Annotated in this window: 23 protein-coding genes; 22 read left to right on the top strand and 1 reads right to left on the bottom strand. The window is 72.6% G+C overall.

Annotation, left to right across the window (positions count from 1 at the left end):
- Positions 1 to 98 precede the first annotated feature (98 nt).
- From ACLQ24_RS06460 to nusB, 16 genes are all read left to right on the top strand, one after another.
- Positions 99 to 2,036: a hypothetical protein gene (locus tag ACLQ24_RS06460; protein ID WP_425889610.1), complete on the top strand. Its 1,938-nt coding sequence runs from the start codon at positions 99 to 101 to the stop codon at positions 2,034 to 2,036.
- Between the two features lie 95 nt (positions 2,037 to 2,131).
- Positions 2,132 to 2,683, top strand: coding sequence for an acyltransferase (locus ACLQ24_RS06465; protein WP_425889611.1), 552 nt, complete (start codon positions 2,132 to 2,134; stop codon positions 2,681 to 2,683).
- Positions 2,676 to 4,274 (top strand): lipopolysaccharide biosynthesis protein, encoded by a 1,599-nt coding sequence (locus ACLQ24_RS06470; RefSeq protein ID WP_425889613.1) that lies wholly within the window; start codon positions 2,676 to 2,678, stop codon positions 4,272 to 4,274. The genes ACLQ24_RS06465 and ACLQ24_RS06470 overlap by 8 nt, the downstream gene beginning before the upstream one ends.
- Positions 4,275 to 4,277: 3 nt before the next feature.
- Positions 4,278 to 5,633 (top strand): O-antigen ligase family protein, encoded by a 1,356-nt coding sequence (locus ACLQ24_RS06475; protein WP_425889615.1) that lies wholly within the window; start codon positions 4,278 to 4,280, stop codon positions 5,631 to 5,633.
- Positions 5,630 to 7,237 carry a lipopolysaccharide biosynthesis protein gene (locus tag ACLQ24_RS06480; RefSeq protein ID WP_425889616.1) on the top strand — a complete coding sequence of 536 codons (1,608 nt, stop codon included), beginning with the start codon at positions 5,630 to 5,632 and terminating at the stop codon, positions 7,235 to 7,237. The genes ACLQ24_RS06475 and ACLQ24_RS06480 overlap by 4 nt, the downstream gene beginning before the upstream one ends.
- A gap of 8 nt (positions 7,238 to 7,245) precedes the next feature.
- Positions 7,246 to 8,148 carry a sulfotransferase domain-containing protein gene (locus ACLQ24_RS06485; RefSeq protein WP_425889618.1) on the top strand — a complete coding sequence of 301 codons (903 nt, stop codon included), beginning with the start codon at positions 7,246 to 7,248 and terminating at the stop codon, positions 8,146 to 8,148.
- A complete protein-coding gene (locus tag ACLQ24_RS06490; protein ID WP_425889619.1) occupies positions 8,145 to 9,434 on the top strand; it encodes a hypothetical protein in 1,290 nt (429 codons plus the stop codon). Before ACLQ24_RS06485 ends, ACLQ24_RS06490 begins: the two co-directional genes overlap by 4 nt.
- Before the next feature lie 215 nt (positions 9,435 to 9,649).
- Entirely contained in the window at positions 9,650 to 10,126 is a 477-nt protein-coding gene (locus ACLQ24_RS06495; RefSeq protein WP_355243117.1) for a UDP-N-acetylglucosamine--LPS N-acetylglucosamine transferase, read from the top strand.
- Between the two features lie 131 nt (positions 10,127 to 10,257).
- Positions 10,258 to 10,824, top strand: a complete 567-nt coding sequence (locus ACLQ24_RS06500) for a glycosyltransferase (RefSeq protein ID WP_425889680.1) — start codon at positions 10,258 to 10,260, stop codon at positions 10,822 to 10,824.
- Positions 10,821 to 11,741, top strand: coding sequence for a glycosyltransferase family 2 protein (locus ACLQ24_RS06505; RefSeq protein ID WP_425889621.1), 921 nt, complete (start codon positions 10,821 to 10,823; stop codon positions 11,739 to 11,741). Before ACLQ24_RS06500 ends, ACLQ24_RS06505 begins: the two co-directional genes overlap by 4 nt.
- Positions 11,742 to 11,844: 103 nt before the next feature.
- Complete coding sequence (aroC, locus tag ACLQ24_RS06510; RefSeq protein WP_425889623.1) at positions 11,845 to 13,023, top strand: chorismate synthase; 1,179 nt, start codon at positions 11,845 to 11,847, stop codon at positions 13,021 to 13,023.
- Complete coding sequence (locus tag ACLQ24_RS06515) at positions 13,023 to 13,526, top strand: shikimate kinase (protein WP_425889625.1); 504 nt, start codon at positions 13,023 to 13,025, stop codon at positions 13,524 to 13,526. Before aroC ends, ACLQ24_RS06515 begins: the two co-directional genes overlap by 1 nt.
- 239 nt (positions 13,527 to 13,765) lie before the next feature.
- Entirely contained in the window at positions 13,766 to 14,845 is a 1,080-nt protein-coding gene (gene aroB, locus ACLQ24_RS06520) for a 3-dehydroquinate synthase (RefSeq protein WP_425889627.1), read from the top strand.
- Entirely contained in the window at positions 14,842 to 15,309 is a 468-nt protein-coding gene (aroQ, locus tag ACLQ24_RS06525; RefSeq protein WP_425889629.1) for a type II 3-dehydroquinate dehydratase, read from the top strand. Before aroB ends, aroQ begins: the two co-directional genes overlap by 4 nt.
- A gap of 44 nt (positions 15,310 to 15,353) precedes the next feature.
- The gene (gene efp, locus ACLQ24_RS06530) at positions 15,354 to 15,911 is read left to right on the top strand and encodes an elongation factor P (protein ID WP_007458344.1); all 558 of its coding nucleotides are present in this window, start codon (positions 15,354 to 15,356) and stop codon (positions 15,909 to 15,911) included.
- A 23-nt stretch (positions 15,912 to 15,934) separates the two neighbouring features.
- Positions 15,935 to 16,345 carry a transcription antitermination factor NusB gene (gene nusB, locus ACLQ24_RS06535; protein ID WP_193376622.1) on the top strand — a complete coding sequence of 137 codons (411 nt, stop codon included), beginning with the start codon at positions 15,935 to 15,937 and terminating at the stop codon, positions 16,343 to 16,345.
- A gap of 72 nt (positions 16,346 to 16,417) precedes the next feature.
- Here the strand turns inward: nusB and ACLQ24_RS06540 are convergent, their stop codons facing one another.
- The gene (locus ACLQ24_RS06540) at positions 16,418 to 16,906 is read right to left on the bottom strand and encodes a transcriptional regulator BldD (RefSeq protein ID WP_007458348.1); all 489 of its coding nucleotides are present in this window, start codon (positions 16,904 to 16,906) and stop codon (positions 16,418 to 16,420) included.
- A 290-nt stretch (positions 16,907 to 17,196) separates the two neighbouring features.
- On the opposite strand from ACLQ24_RS06540, the gene pyrR reads away from it, so the two are divergent.
- From pyrR to ACLQ24_RS06570, 6 genes are read left to right on the top strand one after another with little or no spacing between them, the layout of a single operon-like run.
- Positions 17,197 to 17,781: a bifunctional pyr operon transcriptional regulator/uracil phosphoribosyltransferase PyrR gene (gene pyrR / locus ACLQ24_RS06545; RefSeq protein WP_425889631.1), complete on the top strand. Its 585-nt coding sequence runs from the start codon at positions 17,197 to 17,199 to the stop codon at positions 17,779 to 17,781.
- On the top strand, positions 17,778 to 18,704 hold the full coding sequence (locus tag ACLQ24_RS06550; protein ID WP_425889632.1) for an aspartate carbamoyltransferase catalytic subunit: 927 nt from the start codon (positions 17,778 to 17,780) through the stop codon (positions 18,702 to 18,704). The genes pyrR and ACLQ24_RS06550 overlap by 4 nt, the downstream gene beginning before the upstream one ends.
- The gene (locus ACLQ24_RS06555) at positions 18,701 to 19,978 is read left to right on the top strand and encodes a dihydroorotase (RefSeq protein ID WP_425889634.1); all 1,278 of its coding nucleotides are present in this window, start codon (positions 18,701 to 18,703) and stop codon (positions 19,976 to 19,978) included. Before ACLQ24_RS06550 ends, ACLQ24_RS06555 begins: the two co-directional genes overlap by 4 nt.
- Positions 19,975 to 21,177 carry a glutamine-hydrolyzing carbamoyl-phosphate synthase small subunit gene (gene carA / locus ACLQ24_RS06560; RefSeq protein WP_425889636.1) on the top strand — a complete coding sequence of 401 codons (1,203 nt, stop codon included), beginning with the start codon at positions 19,975 to 19,977 and terminating at the stop codon, positions 21,175 to 21,177. The genes ACLQ24_RS06555 and carA overlap by 4 nt, the downstream gene beginning before the upstream one ends.
- The gene (gene carB, locus ACLQ24_RS06565) at positions 21,170 to 24,517 is read left to right on the top strand and encodes a carbamoyl-phosphate synthase large subunit (protein ID WP_425889638.1); all 3,348 of its coding nucleotides are present in this window, start codon (positions 21,170 to 21,172) and stop codon (positions 24,515 to 24,517) included. The genes carA and carB overlap by 8 nt, the downstream gene beginning before the upstream one ends.
- A complete protein-coding gene (locus ACLQ24_RS06570; protein ID WP_425889640.1) occupies positions 24,514 to 25,560 on the top strand; it encodes a quinone-dependent dihydroorotate dehydrogenase in 1,047 nt (348 codons plus the stop codon). The genes carB and ACLQ24_RS06570 overlap by 4 nt, the downstream gene beginning before the upstream one ends.
- Positions 25,561 to 25,704: the final 144 nt, after the last annotated feature.

The raw sequence follows: 25,704 nt of genomic DNA on the forward strand, positions 1-25,704 counted from the left end.
GGCACGCTACCTCGGGTTCTCATCCATCTTGGAGGCGTAGCGTGCCCACACTCTCGCACTCATGGCGTTTCTCAGGACGACGTCGTACTCGGGCGGGGGTGGTCGCGCTGGCGGTCGCCGCCGCCGTGCTCAGCGCGCCCACGGCCTCCTCGGCGGCGGTGGTGCCGGTCCCCGGAACCGCGACCCTGGTGTCGGCGAATCCCGCCGACATCACCCCGCACGCCCGCGACGGTGAGACCCGCGCCTTCGCGCAGGTCGGCAACACCGTGTTCGTCGGCGGCAGCTTCACCCAGCTCCGGCAGACCGCCACGTCCGCGTGGGTCACGCAGCGCTACCTCTTCGCGTACGACCGCACGACGGGCACGATGTCCACCAGCTTCCTGCCGGTGCTCGACGGCGCGGTCAACACGCTGCTCGCGGGACCCGGCGGCACGCTGATCGTCGGCGGCGCCTTCAAGACCGTCAACGGGGTCTCCCGCAAGAACCTGGTCGCGCTCAACCCGAGCACCGGCGCGATCATCGACAGCTGGGTGGGCCGCTCCGACGGCGGCACCGTCCGGGACCTGGCGCTGTCGGGCAACTGGCTCTACGTGGCCGGCGCGTTCAACTGGCTCAACGGCACCGCGCACGCCGGTCTCGGCCGGCTGAACGCGACCACCGGGGCGATCGACCCGGCGTTCTCCGTCGACGCCACCGTCGGGCGGCACAGCACCACCTCGTACGTGTGGACCATCGACGTCACGCCCGACGGCAACACCCTGGCGGTCGGCGGCAACTTCACGCTCCTCAACGACCTTCCGCGTAACCAGATCGCGCTGGTCGACGTCTCCGGCACCCCGACGGTGCTGGACTGGAGCAGCGAGAAGTACGTCGCGCCGTGCGCCGCCCCGACGACCTTCGTGCACTACGTGCAGGACATCAAGTTCGGTGAGGACGGCAGCTGGTTCGTGGTCGGCAGCAACGGCGGCGGCGGCTGGCCGAGCGCGTACTGCGACGCGCTGGTCCGGTTCGAGACCGCCGCCCGCGGCACCGGCCAGGTCGCCACGTGGGTCGACTTCACCGGCAACGACACCATCACCTCGGTCGAGGTGGCCGACAACGTCATCTACCTCGGCGGTCACTTCCGCTGGTTGAACAATCCGAACGCCAGCGACAACGCCGGCGCGGGCGCGATCGACCGGCTCGGCATCGGCGCGGTCACTCCGGCCACCGGCATGCCGGTGAACTGGAACCCGCGGCGCAGCGGCAGCGCCTCGATGCCGTCCGGCACCACCGCCTGGGGGTCGGCGGTGCCGGTGCTCTGGCGCGGCTCGGACGGTCTCTACTTCGGGCACAACTCCGACGGCATGGGCGAGGAGTACCACGGGCGGCTCGGGATGTTCCCGCTCGCCGGTGGTCGCACCTTCACGGCGAAGAATCCGCCGAGCGGCAGCAGCGGCAACCTCTACCTGGGCGCCGGTGCGGGCGCGGTGTCGGAGGTGCCGTTCGACGGCGCGACGCTGGGCGCCCCGACCACTGTCAGCCAGCCGGCCTACACCGCGTCCGGCGCGGCCTGGCGCGTGGACGACCGGATCTACTGGTCGCACACGGTGGCCGGTACGCCCACCGGTAGCCGCATCGACGTCTCGCTGTTCAACGGCGGCGCGATCGGCTCGCCGTGGGAGGCGTCGGGCTACAACGACTGGTTCAACCCGGCGGCTCTCACCGGTGCCTTCTACCTCGACGGCCGGCTCTACTACACCCGTACCGGCGCCAGCAGCCTCTACTACCGCTACTTCGAGATCGACGGCAACTACCTCGGCGCCACCGAGTTCGCGCTGCCGACCAGTGGCGTCACCTGGTCGAGCGTGCGTGGCATGGCCTGGGTGGACGGTCGGATCGTCTACGGTGCGACAGACGGCGGGCTGCGCAGCGTCCCGTTCGACCCGATGGCCGCGCCGACCGCGGTGGTCAACGGCGCCGCGACGACGCTCATCGCCGCAGCGACGCCCGAGTTGTCGTGGTCCATCCCCTCAATGTTCTTCTCCGTGCAGTGATGGTCAACCGTTCGTAACGGAGGATCGGTAGATTGTTCACGTCGGGTCGGCGGCGGTACCACCGCCGCCGACCCCCACGATGTGGGGAGGGGTCGTTGGTCGACGGCGCTGGATTCCGCGCGAAACGGGCGGTCAACCTGGTCTTCGCGCTCAAACGGGCCTGGTACAGGTTGCGCTACCGGCGGCTGACCCTCGGGCGGGACGTGCAGATCCGAGGTCGTATCCGGCTGCGTCGGGGCGTACGGGTCAGCATCGGCGACCGCACCCGCCTCAACAAGCTGGTCCGCTTCGCCGGCCCCGGTGAGGTACGCGTCGGCGCCGACTGCCTGCTCAACGCCACCTGGATCGGCACCTGGACGTCGGTGACTGTCGGGGACCGGTGCCTGCTGTCCGACTGCGAACTGCTCGACAACGACTTCCACAACCTGCCGCCCGACCAGCGACACGCGCCGCCCGGCCCGGCCACCCGCGCCCCCATCGTGCTGGAGGAGAACGTCTGGGTCGGCGCGCACGCCCTGGTGCTCAAGGGGGTCCGTGTCGGCCGGGACAGCGTTGTGGGCGCGGCCGCGGTGGTGCGGACCGACGTGCCACCGGGCGTCGTCGTCGTGGGCAATCCTCAACAGACGGTGAAGAAGTTCCATGACTGACGCGACACTGGCCTCCTGGCCGCCCGACTCGTCGAGCCCCGGCGCCACCCGCGCCGTCACGCTCTCCGACCTGCTGCGGGTGCCGATGCACCGGCTGCGCCTGGTGGCCGCCGTCGCCCTGGTCGGCCTGCTCGCCGCCCTCGGCTACGTGCTGCTGGTACCAGCGGCGGTGACCGCCAGCGCGGTCGTGGCGGTCCGACCGGTGGTCACCGATGCCTTCACCCCCAGCGGCGCGGGCGCCGACCGTGCCGTCAACATGAACGTGGAGAGCGGCCTCGCCACCGGCACCGAGGTGGTCCAGCGGCTCACCAACGCCCTCGGTGGCGTGCCGCGCGACATCCGCAACGGCCTGGAGGTCGAGGTACCCACCGGCGGGCAGATCCTGCGCTTCACCTATCAGACGCACGACGCGCAGCGGGCGGTGCAGGGCGCCAACCTCGCCGCGCAGGCCTACCTCGATGTACGGCGTGCCATGTACGAGCAGCAGCGGGCCGAGATGCTGCGCTCGTACGACGCCAGCATCACCAAGGTCGTCGCCCAGCAGGCAGCGGTGCAGAAGCGGGCGAGCAGCGCCAAGGGCACCGCCGCCGGGGATGCGGCACTGGCCGAGCTGTCCGGCATCAACAACCAGCTCACCCAGCTCAACGCGGCCCGCACCGAGATCGCCGCGGTCGACATCAACCCCGGCTGGGTCACCCAGACCGCCGAACAGGCGCTGGTGACCTCCGCCGGGCGCCGGCCGCTCTACCTGGTCGCCGGCCTGCTGGGCGGCGCGTTGATCGGCGTCGTGCTGGCGTACGCGTGGGAGTCGGCGGACCGGCGGATCCGCTCGGTCACCGATGGCCGTGAGGCCACCGGCCTGCCGCTGCTCGGCACGGTACGCCGGCCGCCGTTTCGGGGCAGCCCGCGGGCGGTCGACGCGGACATCCGTTACGTGGCGATGGCGGTCGCCGAACGGGTGCGCCAGCCGGCCCGGGTCGCGCTGGTCACCTCCCGCGAGGACGCCACGGCGCTCACCGCCGGGCTGGCCGTGGCGCTCGCCGCCGACGGTCGGGAGGTCTTCGTCGCCGATGACAGCGGCCGCGTCGAGCGCCTGCGCGCCGCTGTCCTCGCCGACCGTGGGCGGCTGCCCGTCGACCCGTCCCGACCGCTGGTGCCCAAGCCGCGCCCGGCCGGCACCCCGGCGGCGGGCGGTGCCCCCGCGGAGAGCCCGGCACCCCGGCGGCCCTCCCCGCACCCGCCCGGCGCGCGCCCGTCCACCGATCCGGACGCCACGCTCACCCTGCCCCGGGTGGCGTCCGCCCGCACCGACAACGGAAAGCCGGCGTCGGCGGACGAGGTGAGCGTGGGGGTGGGCAGCGTCCGCTTCGGCACCTGGCGGCAGGGCGCCGACCATGGTCTGGTGCTGTTCAACGCGCCGCCGGCGGAGTCCGACGAGCGCGGCGTGGCGGTCGCCCGGCAGGGCAGCGCCGTGGTGGTCATCGAGCGGGACCGCACCCGGCAGAGCGACCTGCGGCGGCTCGTGGAGCGGCTGCGTGCCGCCGGAGTCACCCCGCTGGGCTTCGTGCTCACCCGCAACGGCCGGGCCTGATCGGTGTCGGTCACCCGCGCCCCGGCGACGGAGCAGCCACCCGGCACACCGTCCGCCGCCGCGCCGCCGCCGACACCGCCTCCGGCGCGGCTGCCGCTCTGGCCGCTGGCATTGATGTTCGGGCTCGTGCCGCTGTGGTGGTTGCTCGGGGCGTTCTATCTGGGCTGGCCATTGCTGGGCGCGCTGCTGCTCGCGTTGCTGCTCACCCGGGGTCGGGTGCCGCTGCCTCCGGCGGTCGGCAGCTGGCTGCTGTTCCTGGCGATCGTGGTCGTCAGCGCCACGCAACTGCCCTCGCCGGCCTCGCTGCTGACGTTCGCGCTGCGGCTGGCCTTCTACCTGACCGCATTGGTGGTCGGCGTCTACGTCTACGCCGCCGCCCGGGAACGGGCCGACCTCGTGGCGGTGCTCACCCCGCTCTGCGCGTTCTGGTTCGCGCTGGTGGTGCTGGGCTGGCTCGGGGTGCTGGCACCCCGGTTCGCGCTGGCCACCCCGATGGAGGTGCTGCTGCCGGCCGGCGTCGCCCGTACCCCGTTCATCCAGGACATGGTGCACCTGACCACCGCCGAATACAGCCCCCGCTCGCTCAACCCGATCTACCGGCCCGCCGCGCCGTTCGCGTACACCAACAACTACGGCAGCGCGTACGCGATGACGTTGCCGTGCGTGGTGGCGTACACCATGCTGCGCCGTCGCGGGCTGCTGCGGTGGACGCTGCTGGCGTCGTTGCCGCTGTCGCTGGCCCCGGCGTTCCTCACCCTGAACCGGGCGATGTTCCTCAGCCTCGGCGCGGGGCTCGCGGTGCTGGGGGTACGGGCCAGCCTGCGCGGCAACGTCCGCGTCGCCGCGTCCATCGTCGGCGTGGTGGTGATCGGAGGGTTGGCCACGCTCTTCATCCCGATCACCGAGCTGATCAACAGGCGGGTCGACTCCAGCGACACCAACACCGACCGGTTGTCGCTCTACACGGAGGTGATCCGCCGGGTGCAGGATTCCCCGTGGCTGGGCTACGGCGCTCCGGTGAACGTGGACACCATCTCCGCGGACGCGCCGATCGGCACCCAGGGACAGTTGTGGATGGTGCTGTTCAGTCACGGCGTACCGGCGCTGCTCTGTTTCCTGGGCTGGTTCGTGGCCGCCGCGGTGGTCTGCGCGCGGGCGACGTCGGCGGCCGGTCAGTGGCTGGCGGTGGTGCCGGTGGTCTGCCTCGTGCAGATCCCGTTCTACGGCATGGCCAACCAGAACCTGGCCGTCGCGTTCTTCGCGGTCGGCTTCGCCATGGCGCTCACCGAACGGGAACGCGCGGCCCGCCTGCAGCCGTGGCGTCCGCCGCTCGCGTCCGCCGTGGCGGTGCCGGCATGACCGCCGCCACCCGACCGCCGGCCGACGCCGGCCGGGACGGCCCGCAGCGCGCGGCCGTCGACACCGGCGCGGTCGAGACGCGCCGCAGCGCCCGCAGTGGGGTGGCCGGGTTGCTCGGCGCGGCCACCAGCGGCCTGTTCGGGTTCGTGCTGGCCGTGGTGATCACCCGGGGGTACGGAACGGCCGGCGCGGGGGCGTTCTTCGCCGCGATCGGTGTGGTGACCGTGGCCACCGCGGTCTGCACGCTCGGCGCGGAGACCGGTCTCATGTGGGCGGTGCCCCGGCGGCGTCTCGGCGTTCGGGGGGACGCGGCCCGGGTGCTTCCGGTGGCGCTGATCCCACCGCTGCTGGCCGGGCTCGTCGTCGCCATCGCGGGGGCGCTGAGCGCCGACGCGCTCGCCCCCCGCCTGCTGCGCGGCTCGGGCGACGCGGGCCACGGACTGCTGACGCTGACCTTCGCCGCCGTGCCGGTGGTGGTGGCGATGACCCTGCTGCTGGCCGCGTTGCGCTGCGTACGACCCATCCGCGCGTACGTCGGTGTGCAGTTCCTCCTGCTGCCGGTGGCCCGCCCCGCGCTGGTCGGCGCCGCCGCGCTGGCGAGCGGCGGGCTGCTCGCCGGCATGACGGGCTGGCTGGTGCCGGCCGCGCTGGCGTTGCTGGTCTGCCTGGTGTTGGTGGCCGGGCCGCTCGGGTTGGGTCGGGGCGCGGCGGTGCGGCCGACCCGCTCCGACTGGTCGACGTTCTGGCGCTTCGCGCTGCCCCGGGCCGCCTCGGCGGCCATCGACGCGGGCAGCATGTGGGTGGGCGTGCTGCTGACGTCGGTGCTGGCCGGACCGGCCGACGCGGGCGTGTTCGGCGCGGTTGGCCGCTACGTGCTGGCCGGTCAGCTCGCCATGCAGGGCCTGCGGGTCGCGGTGTCACCGCAGCTGTCGCGGCTGCTCGGGCGCGGTGAGCGGGCGGCCGCGGCGGCCGTGCACCGGCAGTTGACCATCTGGGGGCTGGTGCTGTCCTGGCCGGTGTACCTGCTGCTGGCGGTGTTCGCGCTGGCGTTCCTGCAACTGTTCGGCCCGGAGTTCACCGCCGGCGTGCCGGCGATGACGGTGCTGGCGCTGGCGATGCTGGTGAACACCGGCGTCGGCAACGTGCAGAGCCTGCTGCTGATGGGCGGCCGCAGCGGCCTGCACCTGGTGTCCACCCTGGCCGGGCTCACCGTGACCGTCTCGCTCGGGCTCTGGCTGATCCCCGGCCACGGCGCGACGGGAGCAGCGGTGGCGTGGGCCGCCGGCATCGCCACCGAGAACCTCACCGCTGCCGGCTTAGCCCGGTCGGTGGTCGCCGAGCCGCTGGTCGGCACCGCGATGCTGCGCGCGGCGGGGGCCACCGTCGGCGGTGTGGGCGTCGCGGCGGCGGTCGGTGTGCTGGCCGCGGGGCGTGGCCTACCCGGCCTGGCGGTGGCGCTCGGCGTGCTGCTGGCCGGTTGCGTCGGCTTGTTGACGTTGCCCCGGGTGCGCGCCGGCATCCGGGTGACCATGAGGCAGATCCGTGGGTCCGACGAGGCGGCCACGGCCGCCGGGCCGGCCCCGGCATCGACGAGAGGCAGGTGAGGGCCGTCGTGGCGTCCATCCGTGACCGGGTCAAGCAGTTGGTGCCGACCCAGGTGACCACCCGGGTGAGGGAGTCCCTGGTCGACTACGCGGTACGCACCAGTGACCGGCGGCCCCTGCCGGACTTCTTGATCATCGGCACCAAGCGGGGCGGCACCACCTCGCTGTGGAACTACCTCATCCAGCATCCGCTGGTGCCCCGGCTCTTTCCCGCGTGGAACACCAAGTCCGCGCACTACTTCGAGGAGCACTGGGGTCGCGGCGAGGCGTGGTACCGCTCGCACTTCCCGACCGAACGGCAGCGCGAGGCCCTCGCGAAACGGCACGGCGGGCCGGTCCGCGTCGGCGAGGCCGCGCCCCTGTACATGTTCCACCCGCTCGCCGCGCAGCGGGTCGCCGCGTTGATGCCGACCGTGAAGCTGATCGTGTTGCTGCGCGACCCGGTCGAGCGGGCGTACTCGCACTGGAAGGAGCGCCGCACGCACGGCATCGAGCCGCTGGACTTCGCGGCCGCGCTGGCCGCCGAGCCGGAGCGTACGGCGGGGGAGCGGGAGCGGCTCATCGCCGAGCCGGAGGCGTTCAGCGAGGCGTACGACTGGTACACGTACCGGGCGCGGGGGCGCTACCTGGAGCACCTGGAACCGTGGCTGGAACGTTTCGCCCCCGCCCAGATCCTCTTCCTGCCCAGCGAGGACCTGTACCGCGACTCCCGCGCCACCTATCGGCGCACCCTCGACTTCCTCGGGCTGCCTCCGTACGAACTGCCGAACTTCAAGGTGTACAACGACCGGCGCTCGGCGCCGCTGGAGCCGGCGGTGCGCGCCGAGCTGACCGAGTACTACCGCCCGTACAACGACGCGCTGCGTGAGCGGCTCGGGTTGGAACTCGACTGGGCGGACCGGGCGGCGTGACGACCGGGGTCGCCCCGGCCACGGACCCCCGGTCCCGGGCGGACGGGCTGGGCTGGGTGAGCCGTGCGGTGTTCCCGGACGACCGGGTCCACCTGACGGTGGGCGGCGTGGTGCCGGCCGGGCAGCGGGAAGTGGCCCGGTACGCCGTGGTGCCGTCGGTGGCGCGGGCGCGGTTCCTCGTACCGCTGGGCTCGCCCCGGGCCGGCGCGGCGTCGCTGCTGGCGTACAACGCGTTGCGGCCACCGAAGGTCCGGGCCCTGCGGGCGGCCCTCGGTGGGCTGGCCCGCTTCGGCGCGGCGGGCCTCGCGCCGTTTCCGACGCTGACCGTGTCGGTGCCGGTGGGGGCGTCCGTGACCGAGTTGGTGTTGACCGAGCGGCTCGCCGCCGCGCTGGGCGGTACGCCCCTGCTGGCCGCGTGTGGCGTCCGTCCACCGGACCCGAACGCCAAGCCCACGTTGCAACTGTTCACCGTCGACGGTCGCCCCCGTGGCTACGCGAAGATCGGTTGGAACGACGCCACCCGCGCCCTGGTCACCGCCGAGGCCGGCGCGCTGCGGGCGCTGCGCGCGGTGACCGGTGTGCCCGACCACCCGGTGCCACCGGGGCTGCTCACCGAGACGGCGTGGGCCGGTCAGGCCGTGGCGGTGATCGAGCCGCTGCCACCCGACGTACGCGGAGTGCCGGCCGACGACCCGCCGCGGATCGCGGCGCTGCTTGCGGTCGCCCGCCGGGGCGCCGCGCCCGGTGTGTCCCGGACGCTGGCCGCGTCGACGTTCCTTTCCCGACTGGCCGCCCAGGCCGAGCGGGCCGCAACGGCCGGGGTGGCCGGGGTGGCCGGGGTGGCCGGGGCGGCCGGGGCGCGGGCGGTGGCGGCGGTCGCCGTCCTGACCCGCCGACACGGCGACACGACCGTCGAGTTCGGCCACTGGCACGGCGACTGGGTGCCGTGGAACCTGGGCACGTACGCCGGCCGGCTGGTCGCCTGGGACTGGGAGCACAGTGGCCCGGACGTGCCGGTCGGCTTCGACCTGGCCCATGACGCGTTCCAGCGGTCGCTGGTGCTGCGCGGCGAGCCGGCGGCCGTGGCCGCCGCAGCCGTGGACGCGCACCTGGGTCGGCACGGCGCGCGGCTGGGCCTCGACGCGGCGCGGCGCGCTCTGGTGGCCGACGCGTACCTGCTGGAGATGTGGCTACGGACGTGGCGGCTGGCGGACGCCGGCGCCGGGTGGAACGCGTCGCTGCATCCCGCACTGTTGGACGTCATCGAGAAACGACATAGCGAGTGAACGGGAGAATTCTCGACGCCGGGTGCGCGTCGTAGAGTGACTACATAATGGCAGGTCGTGACGGCGGTCGATGGGCTGCGGGGTCGACAGTGGGCCTGAGCACGCCGAGGGGAGATCGTCGCCTCGTCCGGTCGCGCTATTCAACGACCGGAAAACCTGTGATCTGCTTCTGCCTTGCGTGAATCGGAATTCCAAGCGAACTTGTGGGGAGTCGCGTGGACACGAACAACGACGACGAATCGCCGGTGCTGCTGCTGGTCGGATCCAGCGGCGGCCACCTGGCCCAACTTCTCGCCCTGCGGCCCTGGTACGAACGGTGGCGGCGCTGCTGGGTCACCTTCGACACCCCGGAGGCGGTGTCGCTGCTGACCGGCGAGGACCTGGTGCCGGCGCACCACCCGACCACCCGCAACGTACCCAACCTGCTGCGCAACGCGCGGCTGGCCTGGCGGGTGCTGCGGCGTCGGCGGGTCGCGGCCGTGGTCACCACCGGCGCCGGCGTGGCCGTGCCGTTCGTGGTGCTGGCCCGCCTGCGTCGCATCCCGACCGTCTACATCGAGGTGTACGACCGGATCGACACCCCGACGTTGACGGCCCGGCTCTGCCGCCCGTTCCTGTCCGCGATGCTCGTGCAGTGGGACGAGCAGCGCCGGCAGTACCCGGAGGCCACCGTCGTGGGGACGCTGCTGTGAGCGGGGAGGCGGGCACCACCCGCCGTGCCCAGTCGCCCCGGCCGGATGCCGCCCAGTCGCCCCGGCCCGACGCCGCCCAGTCGCCCCGGCTGCCGCGCCAGCGCGACACGAACTCCGTCGGGCAGCCCCGGCTGCTCGTTGCGGTCGGCACCGACAAACACCCCTTCGACCGGCTCGTGGACTGGCTGGCGCAATGGCACGAGCAGGCCGGCCCGGTCGGGCTGACCGTGCAGCACGGGCACACCGCCGCGCCGCCCCTGCCCGGCGCGGTGCCGTTCCTCGGCCATGACGCCCTGCAACGGGCGATGGCGGACGCTGACCTGGTGGTGTGTCACGGCGGCCCGGCGACGATCCTGGAGGCGCGCCGGCACGGCCACCTGCCGATCGTGGTGCCCCGCGACCCGTCCCGCGGCGAGCACGTCGACGACCACCAGCAGCTCTTCGCGCGTCGGCTCGGCGCGGCCGGGCTGGTGGCGCTCTGTGAGACCCGCGAGGAGTTGCACGACGCGCTCGCCGCCGGACAGGCCGACCCGTCCCGGTACGCGGTCCAGGCCGACCCGGCCGCGTACGAGGCCCGCCGCGCGGCCGTGGCCCGGGTCGGGCAGATCGTGGACGACCTGGTGGCCCGGTCGAGCCGGCGCCGACCCCGCTGGCGGACCTGGCCGCGCACCGGCCAGCCGACGAAGGAGACCCGATGACCCGCCAGCCGAGCGTCAGCGTCGTGGTGCCCACCCGGGACCGCCCCGAACTGCTGCGCGCCGCCGTGGCCGCGATCCTCGCCCAGGAGTACGCGGGCACGATCGAGGCCATGGTCGTGTTCGACCAGTCCACGCCGGACGAGTCGCTGACCGGACTGGGCGGGCCGGACCGGACGGTCCGGGTCATCGCCAACGGGCGCGCGCCCGGGCTGGCCGGCGCGCGCAACAGCGGCACCCTCGCCGCCGAGGGCGACCTGGTCGCGTTCTGCGACGACGACGACGAGTGGCTGCCCGGCAAGCTGGCCGCCCAGGTCGAGGCGTTGGCCGCCGACCCGGCCGCCGAATTCGTCTGCTGCGGCATCCGGGTCAGCTACGACGGGCACACCGTCGACCGGGTGCTCGACAAGGACCGGATCACCCTGGACGACCTCCTGCGGGACCGGTTGACCGAGCTGCATCCGTCCACCTTCCTGATCCGGGCGGCGGCCCTGCGCGACGGCTTCGGCCTGGTCGACGAGGAGATCCCGGGCAGCTACGCGGAGGACTACGAGTTCCTGCTGCGCGCCGCCCGCAGCGCGCCACTGGTCAACCTGCGGACGCCGTCGGTGCTGGTGCGCTGGCACAAGCGTTCGTACTTCGCCCAGCGGTGGGACACCATCTCGGAGGCGTTGCAGTGGCTGCTGCGGCGCTACCCGGAGTTCGCCGGGCAACCGGCCGGCGAGGCCCGGGTCACCGGCCAGATCGCCTTCGCGCGGGCCGCCGCCGGCGATCGGCGGGGCGCGCTGCGGTGGGCCCGACGCACCCTGCGCAGCAATCCCCGCGAGCCGCGCGCCTACCTGGCGCTCGCGGTCGCCGGTCGGATGGTACGGGCCGACTCGGTGCTACGCACCCTGCACAAGCGCGGTCGGGGCATCTGATCCGTCGCGCGAAGCCGCCCTGCGGACGGTCCTGGCCGTCCGCAGGGCGGGACGCGGCGGGCAGCGCGACGTGTCCGTCGCGCGCCGTGACAGACTGACCGCTGTGTTGCGCTGGTTGACTGCAGGTGAATCGCACGGTCCCGCCCTCGTCGCGCTGCTGGAGGGGGTGCCGGCCGGCATCGAGGTGAACACCACCGAGATCGCGGGCGAGCTGGCGCGTCGCCGGCTGGGCTATGGCCGCGGCGCCCGGATGTCGTTCGAGCAGGACGAGGTCGAGGTGATCGGCGGGCTGCGGCACGGCGTCACGCTGGGCAGTCCGGTGGCGATCCGGGTCGGCAACTCCGAGTGGCCCAAGTGGCAGACGGTGATGGCCGCGGACCCCGTCGACCCCGACGAACTGGCCCGGCAGGCCCGCAACGCGCCGCTGACCCGCCCCCGACCCGGTCACGCCGACCTGGCCGGCATGCAGAAGTACGGCCACCACGACGCGCGGCCGATCCTGGAGCGCGCCAGCGCCCGGGAGACCGCCGCCCGGGTGGCCGTCGGCACGGTCGCCAAGGCGTTGATCCGGCAGGCGCTCGGCATCGAGATCGTCTCGCACGTCGTCGAGTTGGGGCCGGTGGCCGCGAAGCCCGGGCTACGTCCGACCCCGCAGGACGCCGACCGCATCGACGCCGACCCGCTGCGCTGCCTCGACCCGGAGGCCAGCGCCCTGATGGTGGCCGAGGTCGACGCCGCGAAGAAGGCCGCCGACACCCTCGGTGGTGTGGTGGAGGTGCTGGCGTACGGGGTGCCGCCGGGCCTGGGTAGTCACGTGCAGTGGGACCGCAAGCTCGACGCCCGACTGGCCACCGCGCTGATGTCCATCCAGGCGATCAAGGGTGTGGAGATCGGCGACGGGTGGCAGCAGGCCCGCTCCCGTGGCTCCGAGGCGCACGACGAGATCATCCCGTCGGCCACCGGCGTCCGTCGCGTCACCGACCGGGCCGGAGGGCTGGAGGGTGGCATCACCACCGGTGAGCCGCTCCGGGTCCGCGCCGCCATGAAGCCGATCTCCTCGCTCAACCGGGCGCTGGCCACCGTGGATGTCGTCACCGGCGAGCCGGCGACCGCCATCAACCAGCGCTCCGACGTCTGCGCCGTGCCCGCCGCCGCAGTCGTCGCCGAGGCGATGGTGGCCCTCGTGCTGGCCGAGGCGGCCACCGAGAAGTTCGGCGGCGACTCGGTCGCCGAGATCCGCCGCAACGTCGCCGGTTACCTCGACGCGTTGGTCATTCGCTGATGGCGCCGGTCGTCGTCCTGGTCGGGGTGCCCGGCTGCGGCAAGACCACCGTGGGGCAGGCGCTCGCCGCCACCCTCGGCGTGGAGTTCCGGGACACCGACGCCGACATCGAACAGATGGCCGGCAAGACCATTCCGGAGATCTTCATCGACGAGGGTGAGGAGCACTTCCGGGCCTTGGAACGGGCCGCCGTGGCCGCGGCGCTCGCCGCGGGCACCGGTGTGCTCGCCCTCGGTGGCGGTGCGGTCCTGGCCGAGGAGACCCGAGCCGCCCTGGTGGGGCACCGGGTCGTCCACCTGTCGGTGGAGCTGCCCGACGCGGTGCGGCGCGTCGGGCTCGGCGCGGGCCGGCCGCTGCTGGCGATCAACCCCCGAGCCACCCTCAAGCACCTGATGGACCAACGCAAGCCCCTCTACGCCGAGGTCGCCACCGACACGGTGGCCACCGACTGCCGGACGCCGGCGGCGGTCGTCGCCGAGGTCGCCGCCCTACTTCCCCGCTGACCCACCCCCACCCTGACCCGCCCCACCCCCACCCCCACCCCACCCCCACCCCACCCTGACCCGCCCCACCCGCCCCGCCGATCATGGAGTTGTGGTGGGGGACGAACTGTCTCTCGTCCCGCAAACCCGGCACCACGACTCCATGATCGACGAGAGCGCGGCGCGCGGGTAGCCGCCGGCCCGGCCAGCAGGTGGACAGCCGCCCGCGCCACGCCGTCCGCTGGACTAGGCTGCCGGCGATGGACGAGGTGACCCGGATTCCGGTCGGCGGCGAACGACCGTACGACGTGCTGGTCGGACGCGACCTGCTGGACGCGCTGCCCGGGCTGCTGCCCGGCGCGACCAGGGCGGCCGTGCTGCACACGCCCCCGCTCAAGGCCCTGGCCGCCGCGGTCGGTGAACGGCTGCGCGCGGCCGGCGTCGACCCGCTGCCGATCGAGGTGCCGGACGCCGAGTCGGGCAAGCGGATCGACGTGGCGGCCGCCTGCTGGGACCAGCTCGGCGCGGCTGGCTTCACCCGTACCGACGCGGTGGTCGGGGTCGGCGGCGGCGCGGTGACCGACCTGGCCGGATTCGTCGCGGCCTGCTGGCTGCGCGGGGTGCGCTGGGTGCCGGTCGCCACCTCGCTGCTGGGCATGGTGGACGCGGCCGTGGGCGGCAAGACCGGGATCAACACCGCCGCCGGCAAGAACCTGGTCGGCGCGTTCCACCCGCCGGTCGGCGTGCTCGCCGACCTGGCCACCCTCGACAGCCTGCCGGCCGTCGATCTCGCCGCCGGGCTCGCCGAGGTGGTCAAGTGCGGGTTCATCGCCGACCCGGTGATCCTGGATCTCGTCGAGCGTGACCCGGCGGCGGCCACCGACCCGCGCGGGCCGGTGGCCCGGGAGCTGATCGAGCGGGCCGTCCGGGTGAAGGCCGACGTGGTCGCCGGCGACCTGCGCGAGTCGGGCCTGCGGGAGGTGCTCAACTACGGCCACACCCTGGCGCACGCGATCGAGCAGAACGAGGGCTACCGCTGGCGGCACGGCCACGCGGTCGCGGTCGGCCTGGTGTACGCCGCCACGCTGGCCCGTCTCGCCGGCCGGCTGGACGCCCCGACCGCCGACCGGCACCGGAGTACCCTGACCGCCCTCGGCCTGCCGGTGAGCTACCCCGCCGAGGCCTGGCCGCGACTGCTGGCCGCGATGCGGGTGGACAAGAAGGCGCGGGGCAGTCGGCTGCGGTTCGTGGTGCTGGACGGGCTGGCCCGCCCGGCGATGCTGGAGGGGCCGGACGACGCCCTGCTGGAGGCCGCCTACCGGGAGGCGGTGGCGGCGTGAAGGTGTACGTGTTGAACGGACCGAACCTGGGTCGCCTCGGCACCCGGGAGCCCGCCGTGTACGGCTCGACCAGCTACGCCGACCTGGTGACGCTCTGCGAGGCCACCGGTCGGGACCTGGGGCTCGACGTCACGGTCCGGCAGACCGACGCCGAGCACGAACTGCTCGGTTGGCTGCACGACGCCGCCGACGAGGGCGTGGCCGTGGTGCTCAACCCGGCCGCGTGGTCGCACTACTCGTACGCGGTGCGCGACGCCTGTGCCATGTTGCGCGGGCCGCTGGTGGAGGTGCACATCTCCAACATCCACACCCGTGAGGAGTTCCGGCACCACTCGGTGATCTCCGCGGTGGCGACCGGGGTGATCTGCGGTCTTGGCATCGACGGCTATCGTCTCGCGCTACACCATCTGGCCGGCCGCGCAGATGCCGCCGGAAGCGGCGGGCAGCCGATTCGCGGCAGCTAGTAGACTTCTGAGGTCTGTCCGCCAATTGATGATCAAGGCAGGAAATGGCCTCCACCAACGACCTCAAAAACGGCCTGGTACTCAACCTCGACGGCGAGCTCTGGGCCGTCGTCGAGTTCCAGCACGTCAAGCCCGGTAAGGGTGGTGCCTTCGTGCGCACCACGCTGAAGAACGTGCTGTCCGGGAAGGTGGTCGACAAGACCTTCAACGCGGGCACCAAGGTCGAGACCGCGACCGTGGACAAGCGCACGATGCAGTATTTGTACGCCGACGGCGAAGACTTCGTCTTCATGGATCTGGAGACCTTCGACCAGATCACCGTGCCCGGCGGCACCGTCGGTGAGGCAGCCAACTACCTGCTGCCCGAGGCGGAGGCGACCGTCGCCCAGCACGAGGGTGTGCCGCTCTACATCGAGCTGCCCACCAGCGTCGTGCTCGAGGTCACCTACACCGAGCCGGGCCTGCAGGGCGACCGTTCGACCGGCGGCACCAAGCCGGCGACCGTGGAGACCGGCGCCACCGTGCCGGTTCCGCTGTTCATCACCACCGGTGAGAAGATCAAGGTCGACACCCGCGACGGCCGTTACCTCGGCCGCGCCTGATGGCTGAGGGTCCCAAGCAGCAGATGCCGGCGCGCCGCAAGGCGCGCAAGCGGGCGCTGGACGTCCTTTACGAGGCCGACCTGCGGGATCGGCCGCCCGTCGAGGTCCTGGCCGGCTACCTCCAGCGCATCGAACAGCCCCGCCCGGAGCACCTGGGTTACGCGGTGGGCCTGATCGAGGGGGTCGCCGAGCACCTCAACCGCATCGACGAGCTGATCGCCAGCTACGCCGAGGGTTGGACGTTGGAGCGGATGCCGGTGGTCGACCGCAACCTGGCCCGGATCGCCGTCTACGAGTTGCTCTACGTCGACGAGATCGACGACGCGGTGGCGATCAGTGAGGCCGTCGAGTTGGCCCGGCAGATGTCCACCGACGATTCGCCGCGGTTCCTCAACGGCGTGCTCGGCCGTATCGCCGAGTACGCCACCCGCTGACCAGCTCGCGTACCCGCACGACGAGAAGGGCCCGTGCCATCCGGCACGGGCCCTTTCGGGTGAAGCGACAGTTCAGGAGGCGAAGAACGCCCGGGGGTCGGCCACCAGCACGCCGTGCTCGGTGAGCCGCTCGATCAGACCCGACGGTGAGGCGTCGTAGACGATCGCGAGCGCCCGCAGGTCGTCGGCGCGGATGGAGAGCACCCGGCCGTTGTAGTCACCGCGCTGCTGCTGGATCGCGCGGGCGTAGCGGGCGACGTAGGCCAGGTCCTCGGAGGCCTCGTCGTAGAGCCGCTCCAGGTCCAGGACGATCTTGCTGGTGGGCTCGTGCCGGACACCGCTGCCGTCGGGCAGCAGCTCCGAGACCGGGACACGGTAGAACTCGGCCAGCTCGGCCAGACGGGACACCGTCACGGCCCGGTCGCCACGCTCGTACGAGCCGACCACCACGGCCTTCCACCGCCCGTTCGACTTCTCCTCCACACCCTGCAGGGAGAGGCCCTGCTGCTGGCGGATGGAGCGCAGGCGTGCGCCCAGAGATTTGGCGTATTCAGAGGGCATTCGGACACTCCCAGTGCTGCTCGGGGTTCTCCCGTCGATCGCTACGGAGCGTGACGGTACGGGGAATGGGACACCTGGTCAAGTGGTCGTGACCTTACCGTTGGGGAGCGCCGGGGCGGCCATCGGCATTTGGGTGGATCTGATCCGGTGGTCAGCGGCCGCCGTCGGTCGGCACGGTGACCACTGGTAACGTGGCGTGAAGCCCCGGTCAGGGCGGCTTGCGCTCCCCGGCCGGTGGTGCCCGACATCCTTTAACGACCCGTCCCGTGAGGCGGGGAAGGAGGTCCGCCGTGGCGTACCCACCGGCTGCCCGCCCGTCACCACCGCGACAACCCTCGGTGAAGGTGATCCTCGCCAGCGCCGACGTGCAGCGTGTGGTCGACCGCATCGCACACCAGATCCTGGAGAAGACCCAGGGCGCGGCCGACACCGTGTTCCTTGGGATTCCCACCCGGGGTGCCCCCCTCGCGCGGCGGCTCGCCGCCCGGATCAGCACCTTCGAGGACGTCGTCGTCCCGGTCGGTGTGCTCGACATCACGCTCTACCGTGACGACCTGCGCCGGCACGCCACCCGCGCGATCGGCCCGACCCAGGTGCCCAGCGGCGGCATCGACGGCAAGCGGGTGATCCTCGTCGACGACGTGCTCTTCTCCGGCCGCACCGTGCGGGCCGCGCTCGACGCGCTCAACGACGTCGGCCGCCCGGCGTCCGTGCAACTCGCCGTCCTGGTCGACCGCGGCCACCGCGAGCTGCCGATCCGCGCCGACTACGTCGGCAAGAACATCCCCACCGCGCTCGCCGAGAGCGTCAAGGTGACGCTCGCCGAGACCGATGGGACGGACGAGGTCAAGCTCTTCGGGGGAGCCCACTCATGATCAGACACCTGCTCTCCGGCGCGGACCTGGACGCCGACACCGCCACCGAGATCCTGGACACCGCCGCCGAGATGGCCACCGTCGCCGGGCGGGAGATCAAGAAGCTGCCCGCGCTGCGTGGCCGGACGGTGGTGAACCTCTTCTACGAGGACTCCACCCGGACCCGGATCTCGTTCGAGGCGGCGGCCAAGCGGCTCAGCGCCGACGTGATCAACTTTTCCGCCAAGGGGTCCAGCGTCGCCAAGGGCGAGAGCCTGAAGGACACCGCGCTGACCCTGCAGGCCATGGGCGCCGACGCGGTGGTCGTACGGCATCCCGCCTCCGGCGCGCCGCACCGGCTGGCCAACTGGGTGGACGGGTCGGTCGTGAACGCCGGCGACGGCACCCACGAGCACCCCACCCAGGCGCTGCTCGACGCGTACACCATGCGGGCCCGGCTGGGCCGGCTCGCCGGCCTGTCCGTCGCGGTGGTCGGGGACGTGCTGCACTCCCGGGTGGCCCGGTCGAACGTGCTGCTCCTGTCGACCCTCGGCGCGAAGGTCACCCTGGTCGGCCCACCCACCCTCATCCCCGTCGACATCGCCGGAGCGCTCGCCCCCGGCATCGACGTGTCGTACGACCTCGACGCGGTGCTGCCGAACGTCGACGCGGTGATGATGCTGCGCGTGCAGCGGGAGCGGATGCAGGATTCCTACTTCCCCTCCGCCCGTGAGTACGCCCGCCGCTACGGGCTGGACGGCCCCCGGATGCGCCGCCTGCCCGAGCACGCGATCGTCATGCACCCCGGCCCGATGAACCGGGGGATGGAGATCACCCCCGAGGTCGCCGACTCACCCCGCTCCACCATCGTCGAACAGGTCACCAACGGGGTCTCCGTACGGATGGCTGTTCTTTACCTGCTGCTCGGAGGGAACAACCGGTGACCGCGTACCTCATCACCAGCGTGAGCATCGTCGGCGCCGCGCCGACCGACCTGCTGATCCGCGACGGCGTCGTCGCCGAAATCGGTCCGGGGCTCTCCGCGTCGGACGCCGTCGTGATCGACGGAACCGGCCTCGTCGCCCTGCCCGGTCTGGTCGACCTGCACACCCACCTGCGCGAGCCGGGCCGCGAGGACGCCGAGACGGTCGAGTCCGGGTCACGGGCTGCGGCGTTGGGCGGCTACACGGCGGTCTGCGCGATGGCCAACACCTCGCCGGTCGCGGACACCGCCGGCGTGGTCGAGCAGGTCTGGCGGCTCGGCCGGGAGGCCGGGCTGGTCGACGTGCAGCCGATCGGCGCGGTCACCGTCGGACTGGCCGGCGAGCGCCTCGCCGAGCTGGGCGCGATGGCCGACTCCGCGGCCCGGGTACGCATCTTCTCCGACGACGGGCACTGCGTCGCCGATCCGCTGCTCATGCGCCGCGCCCTGGAGTACGTCAAGGCGTTCGACGGGATCATCGCCCAGCACGCCGAGGAGCCCCGACTCACCGAGGGCGCCCAGATGCACGAGGGTGAGGTCTCCACCCGGCTCGGGCTGATCGGCTGGCCGGCGGTCGCCGAGGAGGCGATCATCGCCCGGGACGTGCTCCTCGCCGAGCACGTGGGCAGCCGACTGCACGTCTGCCACGTCTCGACCGCCGGCAGCGTCGAGGTGCTGCGCCAGGCAAAGGCCCGCGGGGTACGCGTCACCGCCGAGGTCACCCCGCACCACCTGCTGCTCACCGACGAGCGTGCGGAGAGCTACGACCCGGTCTTCAAGGTGAACCCGCCGCTGCGCACGGCGGCCGACATCGCCGCGCTGCGCGCCGCGCTCGCCGACGGCGTCATCGACGTCATCGCCACCGACCACGCCCCGCACGCCGTGGAGGACAAGGAGTGCGAGTGGGCGTACGCCCGGCCGGGGATGCTCGGCCTGGAGACGGCGCTGTCCATCGCGCTGGACGTGCTCGGCCCCGAGTGGGACCTGATCGCCGAGCGGATGTCCCGCACCCCCGCCCGGATCGCCGGGCTCACCGGGCACGGCGTCGACCCGGCGCTCGGCGTACCGGCCACGCTGACCCTGGTCGACCCGGCCGCCCGGCGCACCATCGAGCCGTCGGAGCTGGCCAGCCGTAGTCGCAACACCCCGTACGCCCGCATGACGCTGCCGGGTCGCATCGTGGCGACCTTCCTGCGCGGCGAGCCGACGGTCCTGGACGGAAAGGCAATCAAGTGACGCGTAGACGTTCCGCGATCCTCGTGCTCGAGGATGGGCGCACGTTCCCCGGTGAGGCGTACGGCAGTGTCGGGGAGACCTTCGGCGAGGCCGTCTTCACCACCGGCATGACCGGCTACCAGGAGACGCTGACCGACCCGTCCTACCACCGCCAGGTGGTCGTGCAGACCGCCCCGCACATCGGCAACACCGGCGTCAACGGCGAGGACGACGAGTCCGGCCGGATCTGGGTGGCCGGGTACGTCGTCCGCGACCCCGCCCGGGTCGGCTCGAACTGGCGGGCCACCGGCGGCCTCGAGGACCGCCTCGCCACCGAGGGTGTGGTGGGCATCAGCGGGGTGGACACCCGGGCGCTGACCCGGCACCTGCGCGAGCGGGGCGCCATGCGGGTGGGCATCTCCAGCGTCGAGAAGGACCCGCAGAGCCTGCTGGCCCGGGTCCGGCAGTCACCGCAGATGGTCGGCGCGGACCTGTCCGCCGAGGTGAGCACCCCCGAGCCGTACGTCGTCGACGCGATCGGCGAGCACCGGTTCACGGTGGCCGCGCTGGACCTGGGCATCAAGCGCAACGTGCCGCGCCGGCTCGCGGCACGCGGGGTGACCACCCATGTGCTGCCGTCCTCGTCGAGCATCGAGGACCTGCTGGCCACGGGCGCCGACGCGATCTTCCTGTCGCCCGGCCCCGGCGACCCGGCCACGGCCGACGGCTCGGTGGCGGTGGCACGGGAGGCGCTGCGGCGGGAGGTGCCGCTGTTCGGCATCTGTTTCGGCAGCCAGATTCTCGGTCGGGCGCTCGGCTTCGGCACCTACAAGCTGGGCTACGGCCACCGGGGGATCAACCAGCCGGTGCTCGACCGGGCCACCGGCAAGGTCGAGGTGACCAGTCACAACCACGGCTTCGCTGTGCAGGTGCCGGGCGCGGGTGTGGGTGCCGGCGCGGTGGTTCCCGACCAGGTGATCGACACCGACTTCGGTGGCGTGCGGGTGTCACACGTCTGCCTCAACGACAACGTGGTCGAGGGGCTGCGGGCCGTGGATGTGCCCGCCTTCACCGTCCAGTACCACCCGGAGGCGGCGGCCGGTCCGCACGACGCGGACTACCTCTTCGACCGTTTCGCCGAGCTGATCGAGGGCACTGGCGCCCTCGACCGGCAGCAGAGCGAGGGCCGGAACCACAGCAAGGGGCGCAGCAATGCCTAAGCGGACCGATCTCAAGCACATCCTCGTGATCGGCTCCGGGCCGATCGTCATCGGGCAGGCCTGCGAGTTCGACTACTCCGGCACCCAGGCGTGCCGGGTGCTGCGCAGCGAGGGCATCCGGGTCAGCCTGGTCAACTCCAACCCGGCCACGATCATGACCGACCCGGAGTTCGCCGACGCGACCTACGTCGAGCCGATCACCCCGGAGTTCGTGGAGCTGGTCATCGCCAAGGAGCGCCCGGACGCGATCCTCGCGACCCTCGGCGGGCAGACCGCGCTGAACACGGCCGTCGCCCTGCACGAGAACGGCGTCCTGGAGAAGTACGGCGTCGAGCTGATCGGCGCGAACATCGACGCCATCAACCGGGGCGAGGACCGCCAGCTCTTCAAGGAGATCGTCGCGAAGGCCGGCGTACGCCTCGGCGTCGACGACCCGACCGCGCTGGTGCCCCGCTCCCGGGTGTGCCACTCGATGGACGAGGTCGAGGCGACAGTCGCCGAGCTGGGTCTGCCGGTGGTGATCCGGCCGTCGTTCACCATGGGTGGCCTGGGCTCCGGCATGGCGCACACCCCGGAGGACCTGGCCCGCATCGCCGGCGACGGCCTGGCCGCCAGCCCGGTGCACGAGGTGCTCATCGAGGAGAGCGTGCTCGGCTGGAAGGAGTACGAGCTCGAGCTGATGCGCGACCGGCACGACAACGTGGTGGTGGTCTGCTCGATCGAGAACATCGACCCGATGGGCGTGCACACCGGCGACAGCGTCACCGTGGCGCCGGCCATGACACTCACCGACCGGGAGTACCAGCACCTTCGTGACCTGGGCATCGCCGTCCTGCGTGAGGTCGGGGTGGACACCGGCGGGTGCAACATCCAGTTCGCGGTCAACCCGGTCGACGGTCGGATCGTCGTGATCGAGATGAACCCCCGGGTGTCGCGCTCCTCGGCGTTGGCCTCCAAGGCGACCGGCTTCCCGATCGCGAAGATCGCCGCGAAGCTGGCCATCGGCTACACCCTCGACGAGATTCCCAACGACATCACGCTGAAGACCCCGGCGGCGTTCGAGCCGTCGCTCGACTACGTGGTGGTGAAGATCCCCCGGTTCGCGTTCGAGAAGTTCCCCGGCGCGGACCCGGAGCTGACCACCACCATGAAGTCGGTGGGCGAGGCGATGAGCCTCGGGCGCAACTTCACCGAGGCGCTGAACAAGGCGATGCGCTCGATGGAAACCCGATCATCTGGTTTCTGGACCACTCCCGACCCAGTGGACGTCACTCTGGCGGACACCCTTGCCGCGCTGCGCATCCCGCACGACGGCCGGCTCTACACGGTGGAACGGGCGCTGCGCCTCGGCGCGTCGATCGCCGAGGTCGCCGAGGCGTCCGGCGGCATCGACCCCTGGTTCCTGGACCAGATCGCCGCGCTGATCGAGCTGCGGGCCGAGATCGTCGACGCGCCGGTGCTCGACGCCGACCTGCTGCGTCGCGCCAAGCGGGCCGGTCTGTCCGACCGGCAGCTCGCCGCGCTGCGCCCGGAGCTGGCGGCCGAGGACGGCGTACGCGCCCTGCGGCACCGCCTCGACGTGCGCCCGGTCTACAAGACCGTCGACACGTGCGCGGCCGAGTTCGAGGCCACCACGCCGTACCACTACTCGACGTACGACCTGGAGACCGAGGTCGTGCCGTCGGACCGTCCGAAGGTGCTGATCCTGGGCTCCGGCCCGAACCGGATCGGGCAGGGCATCGAGTTCGACTACTCCTGCGTGCACGCGGTCCAGGCGTTGCGGACGGCCGGTTACGAGACCGTCATGGTCAACTGCAACCCGGAGACGGTCTCCACCGACTACGACACCGCCGACCGGCTCTACTTCGAGCCGCTGACCTTCGAGGACGTCCTGGAGGTCTGGCACGCGGAGGACTCCTCCGGCCGGGCGGCCGGCGGGCCGGGCGTGGTCGGCGTGGTCGTGCAGCTCGGCGGGCAGACCCCGCTGGGGTTGGCGCAGCGGCTCAAGAACGCCGGCGTGCCGATCGTCGGCACGTCCCCTGAGTCGATCCACCTGGCCGAGGAGCGGGGCGCGTTCGGCGCGGTGCTGGCCCGTGCCGGGCTGCGCGCGCCGGCGTACGGCATGGCCACGTCCTACGACGAGGCCAAGACGATCGCCGACGAGATCGGTTACCCGGTGCTGGTCCGTCCGTCGTACGTGCTCGGTGGGCGGGGCATGGAGATCGTGTACGACGACCCGACGCTGCGCGACTACATCGGGCGGGCCACCGACATCTCCGGCGACCACCCGGTGCTGGTGGACCGGTTCCTCGACGACGCCATCGAGATCGACGTGGACGCCCTGTGCGACGCCGACGGCGAGGTCTACATCGGTGGCGTGATGGAGCACATCGAGGAGGCGGGCATCCACTCCGGAGACTCGTCCTGCGCGTTGCCGCCGATCACCCTCGCGGGCTCGCACCTGGCCGAGGTCCGTCGGTACACCGAGGCCATCGCGCGTGGTGTCGGCGTGCGCGGTCTGCTCAACGTGCAGTACGCGCTCAAGGACGACGTGCTCTACGTCCTGGAGGCCAACCCCCGCGCGTCGCGGACCGTCCCGTTCGTCTCGAAGGCGACGGCGGTGCCGCTGGCCAAGGCGGCGGCCCGGATCGCCCTGGGCGCGACCGTCGCGGAGCTGCGTGCCGAGGGCCTGCTGCCGCCGACGGGGGACGGCGGGACGATGCCCGCCGACGCGCCGATCGCGGTGAAGGAGGCGGTGCTGCCGTTCAAGCGCTTCCGTACCCGCGGGGGCAAGGGGATCGACTCGCTGCTCGGCCCGGAGATGAAGTCGACCGGCGAGGTGATGGGCATCGACACCAACTTCGGGCACGCCTTCGCCAAGAGCCAGTCGGCCGCGTACGGGTCGCTGCCGACGGCCGGGAAGATCTTCGTGTCGGTGGCCAACCGGGACAAGCGCGGCATGATCTTCCCGATCAAGCGACTGGCCGACCTGGGCTTCGAGATCGTGGCGACTGCCGGTACCGCGGAGGTGCTGCGTCGGCACGGCATCGCCTGCGAGCAGATCCGCAAGCACTACCAGGCCGGCGAGGGCGACGACGCCGTGTCGCTGATCCTCGGCGGCGACGTGGCGCTGGTGATCAACACGCCGCAGGGTTCGGGCGCCAGCGCCCGCTCCGACGGCTACGAGATCCGCAGCGCGGCCGTCACCGCCGACATCCCGTGCATCACCACGGTCCCCGGCGCCGCCGCGGCCGTGATGGGTATCGAGGCACGCATCCGGGGTGACATGCAGGTCCGCCCCCTGCAGGATCTGCACGCCACCCTGCGGGCCGCCCAGTGACCGTGTTCGAGCGGGTCGTACGGCCGTCGTTGTTCCGGCTTGGTGGTGGGGACGCGGAGGCGGCGCACGAGTGGACGCTGCGGCGGCTGGCCGCCCTGTCCGGGCGTCCGGCCGCTCTGGCCGCGCTGCGGGCCCGGTACGCCGTCGACGCTCCGCGCACGGTCTTCGGCGTGCGGTTCCCCAACCCGGTCGGGTTGGCCGCCGGCATGGACAAGGACGGCGCGGCGCTGCCGGCCTGGCCGGCGCTCGGGTTCGGTTTCGTCGAGGTCGGCACGGTCACCGCGCACGCCCAACCGGGCAATCCACGGCCCCGGCTGTTCCGGCTGCCGGCCAGCGAGGCGGTGGTCAACCGGATGGGCTTCAACAACGCCGGCGCCGCCGCGTTGGCGGCCCGGCTGGCGGCGCTGCCGCGCCCCCTCGGGGTGCCGTTGGGCATCTCGTTGGGCAAGTCCAAGGTGACCCCGCTCGACGAGGCGGTCGAGGACTACCTGGCCTCCTACCGGGCGCTGCGCGGGCACGGCGACTACTTCGCGGTGAACGTGTCCTCGCCGAACACGCCGGGTCTGCGGTCGTTGCAGGACGGCGCCCACCTGGACGCGCTGCTCGGCGCGCTGGTGGGGGAGAAACCGGTGCTGGTCAAGATAGCGCCCGATCTCACCGAGGCGGCGATCGCCGAGCTGCTGGAGGTCTGCCTGGCCCGGGGCGCCGCCGGGGTGATCGCCACGAACACCACCCTGGCCCGCGACGGTCTGGCCGCGGCGGACGTCGAGCGCGGTGCCGAGGCTGGTGGTCTGTCCGGCCGACCGCTGACCGGCCGCGCCCGGGACGTGGTGGCCTTCGTGCACCGCGAGACCGGTGGCCGGCTGCCCATCGTCGGGGTCGGCGGTGTGCTCGACCCGGACGACGCCAGCCGGATGTTCGACGCCGGCGCCTCCCTGGTGCAGCTCTACACGGGCTTCATCTACCGGGGTCCGGCCCTGGTCCGCGCCGCGGCCCGCGCGAGCGCCACGGCGGGGACACCGGCTCCGGTCGCCGGCCGGTGACCGGCCCCCGGCCCGGCGTCTCCGCCGGGTCCGTGCGTCGGTCGGCCGAGGACCCCGACCGGTCACTGCGCCCTTTGCTCTGCTTCAACCCAGGAAACGGTGGGCGTCCGGTATTCGGACGCCAGGTGTCGCCTCCGCTGAAGC

The sequence above is a fragment of the Micromonospora sp. DT4 genome, assembly GCF_049841675.1.
Lineage (GTDB): Bacteria > Actinomycetota > Actinomycetes > Mycobacteriales > Micromonosporaceae > Micromonospora.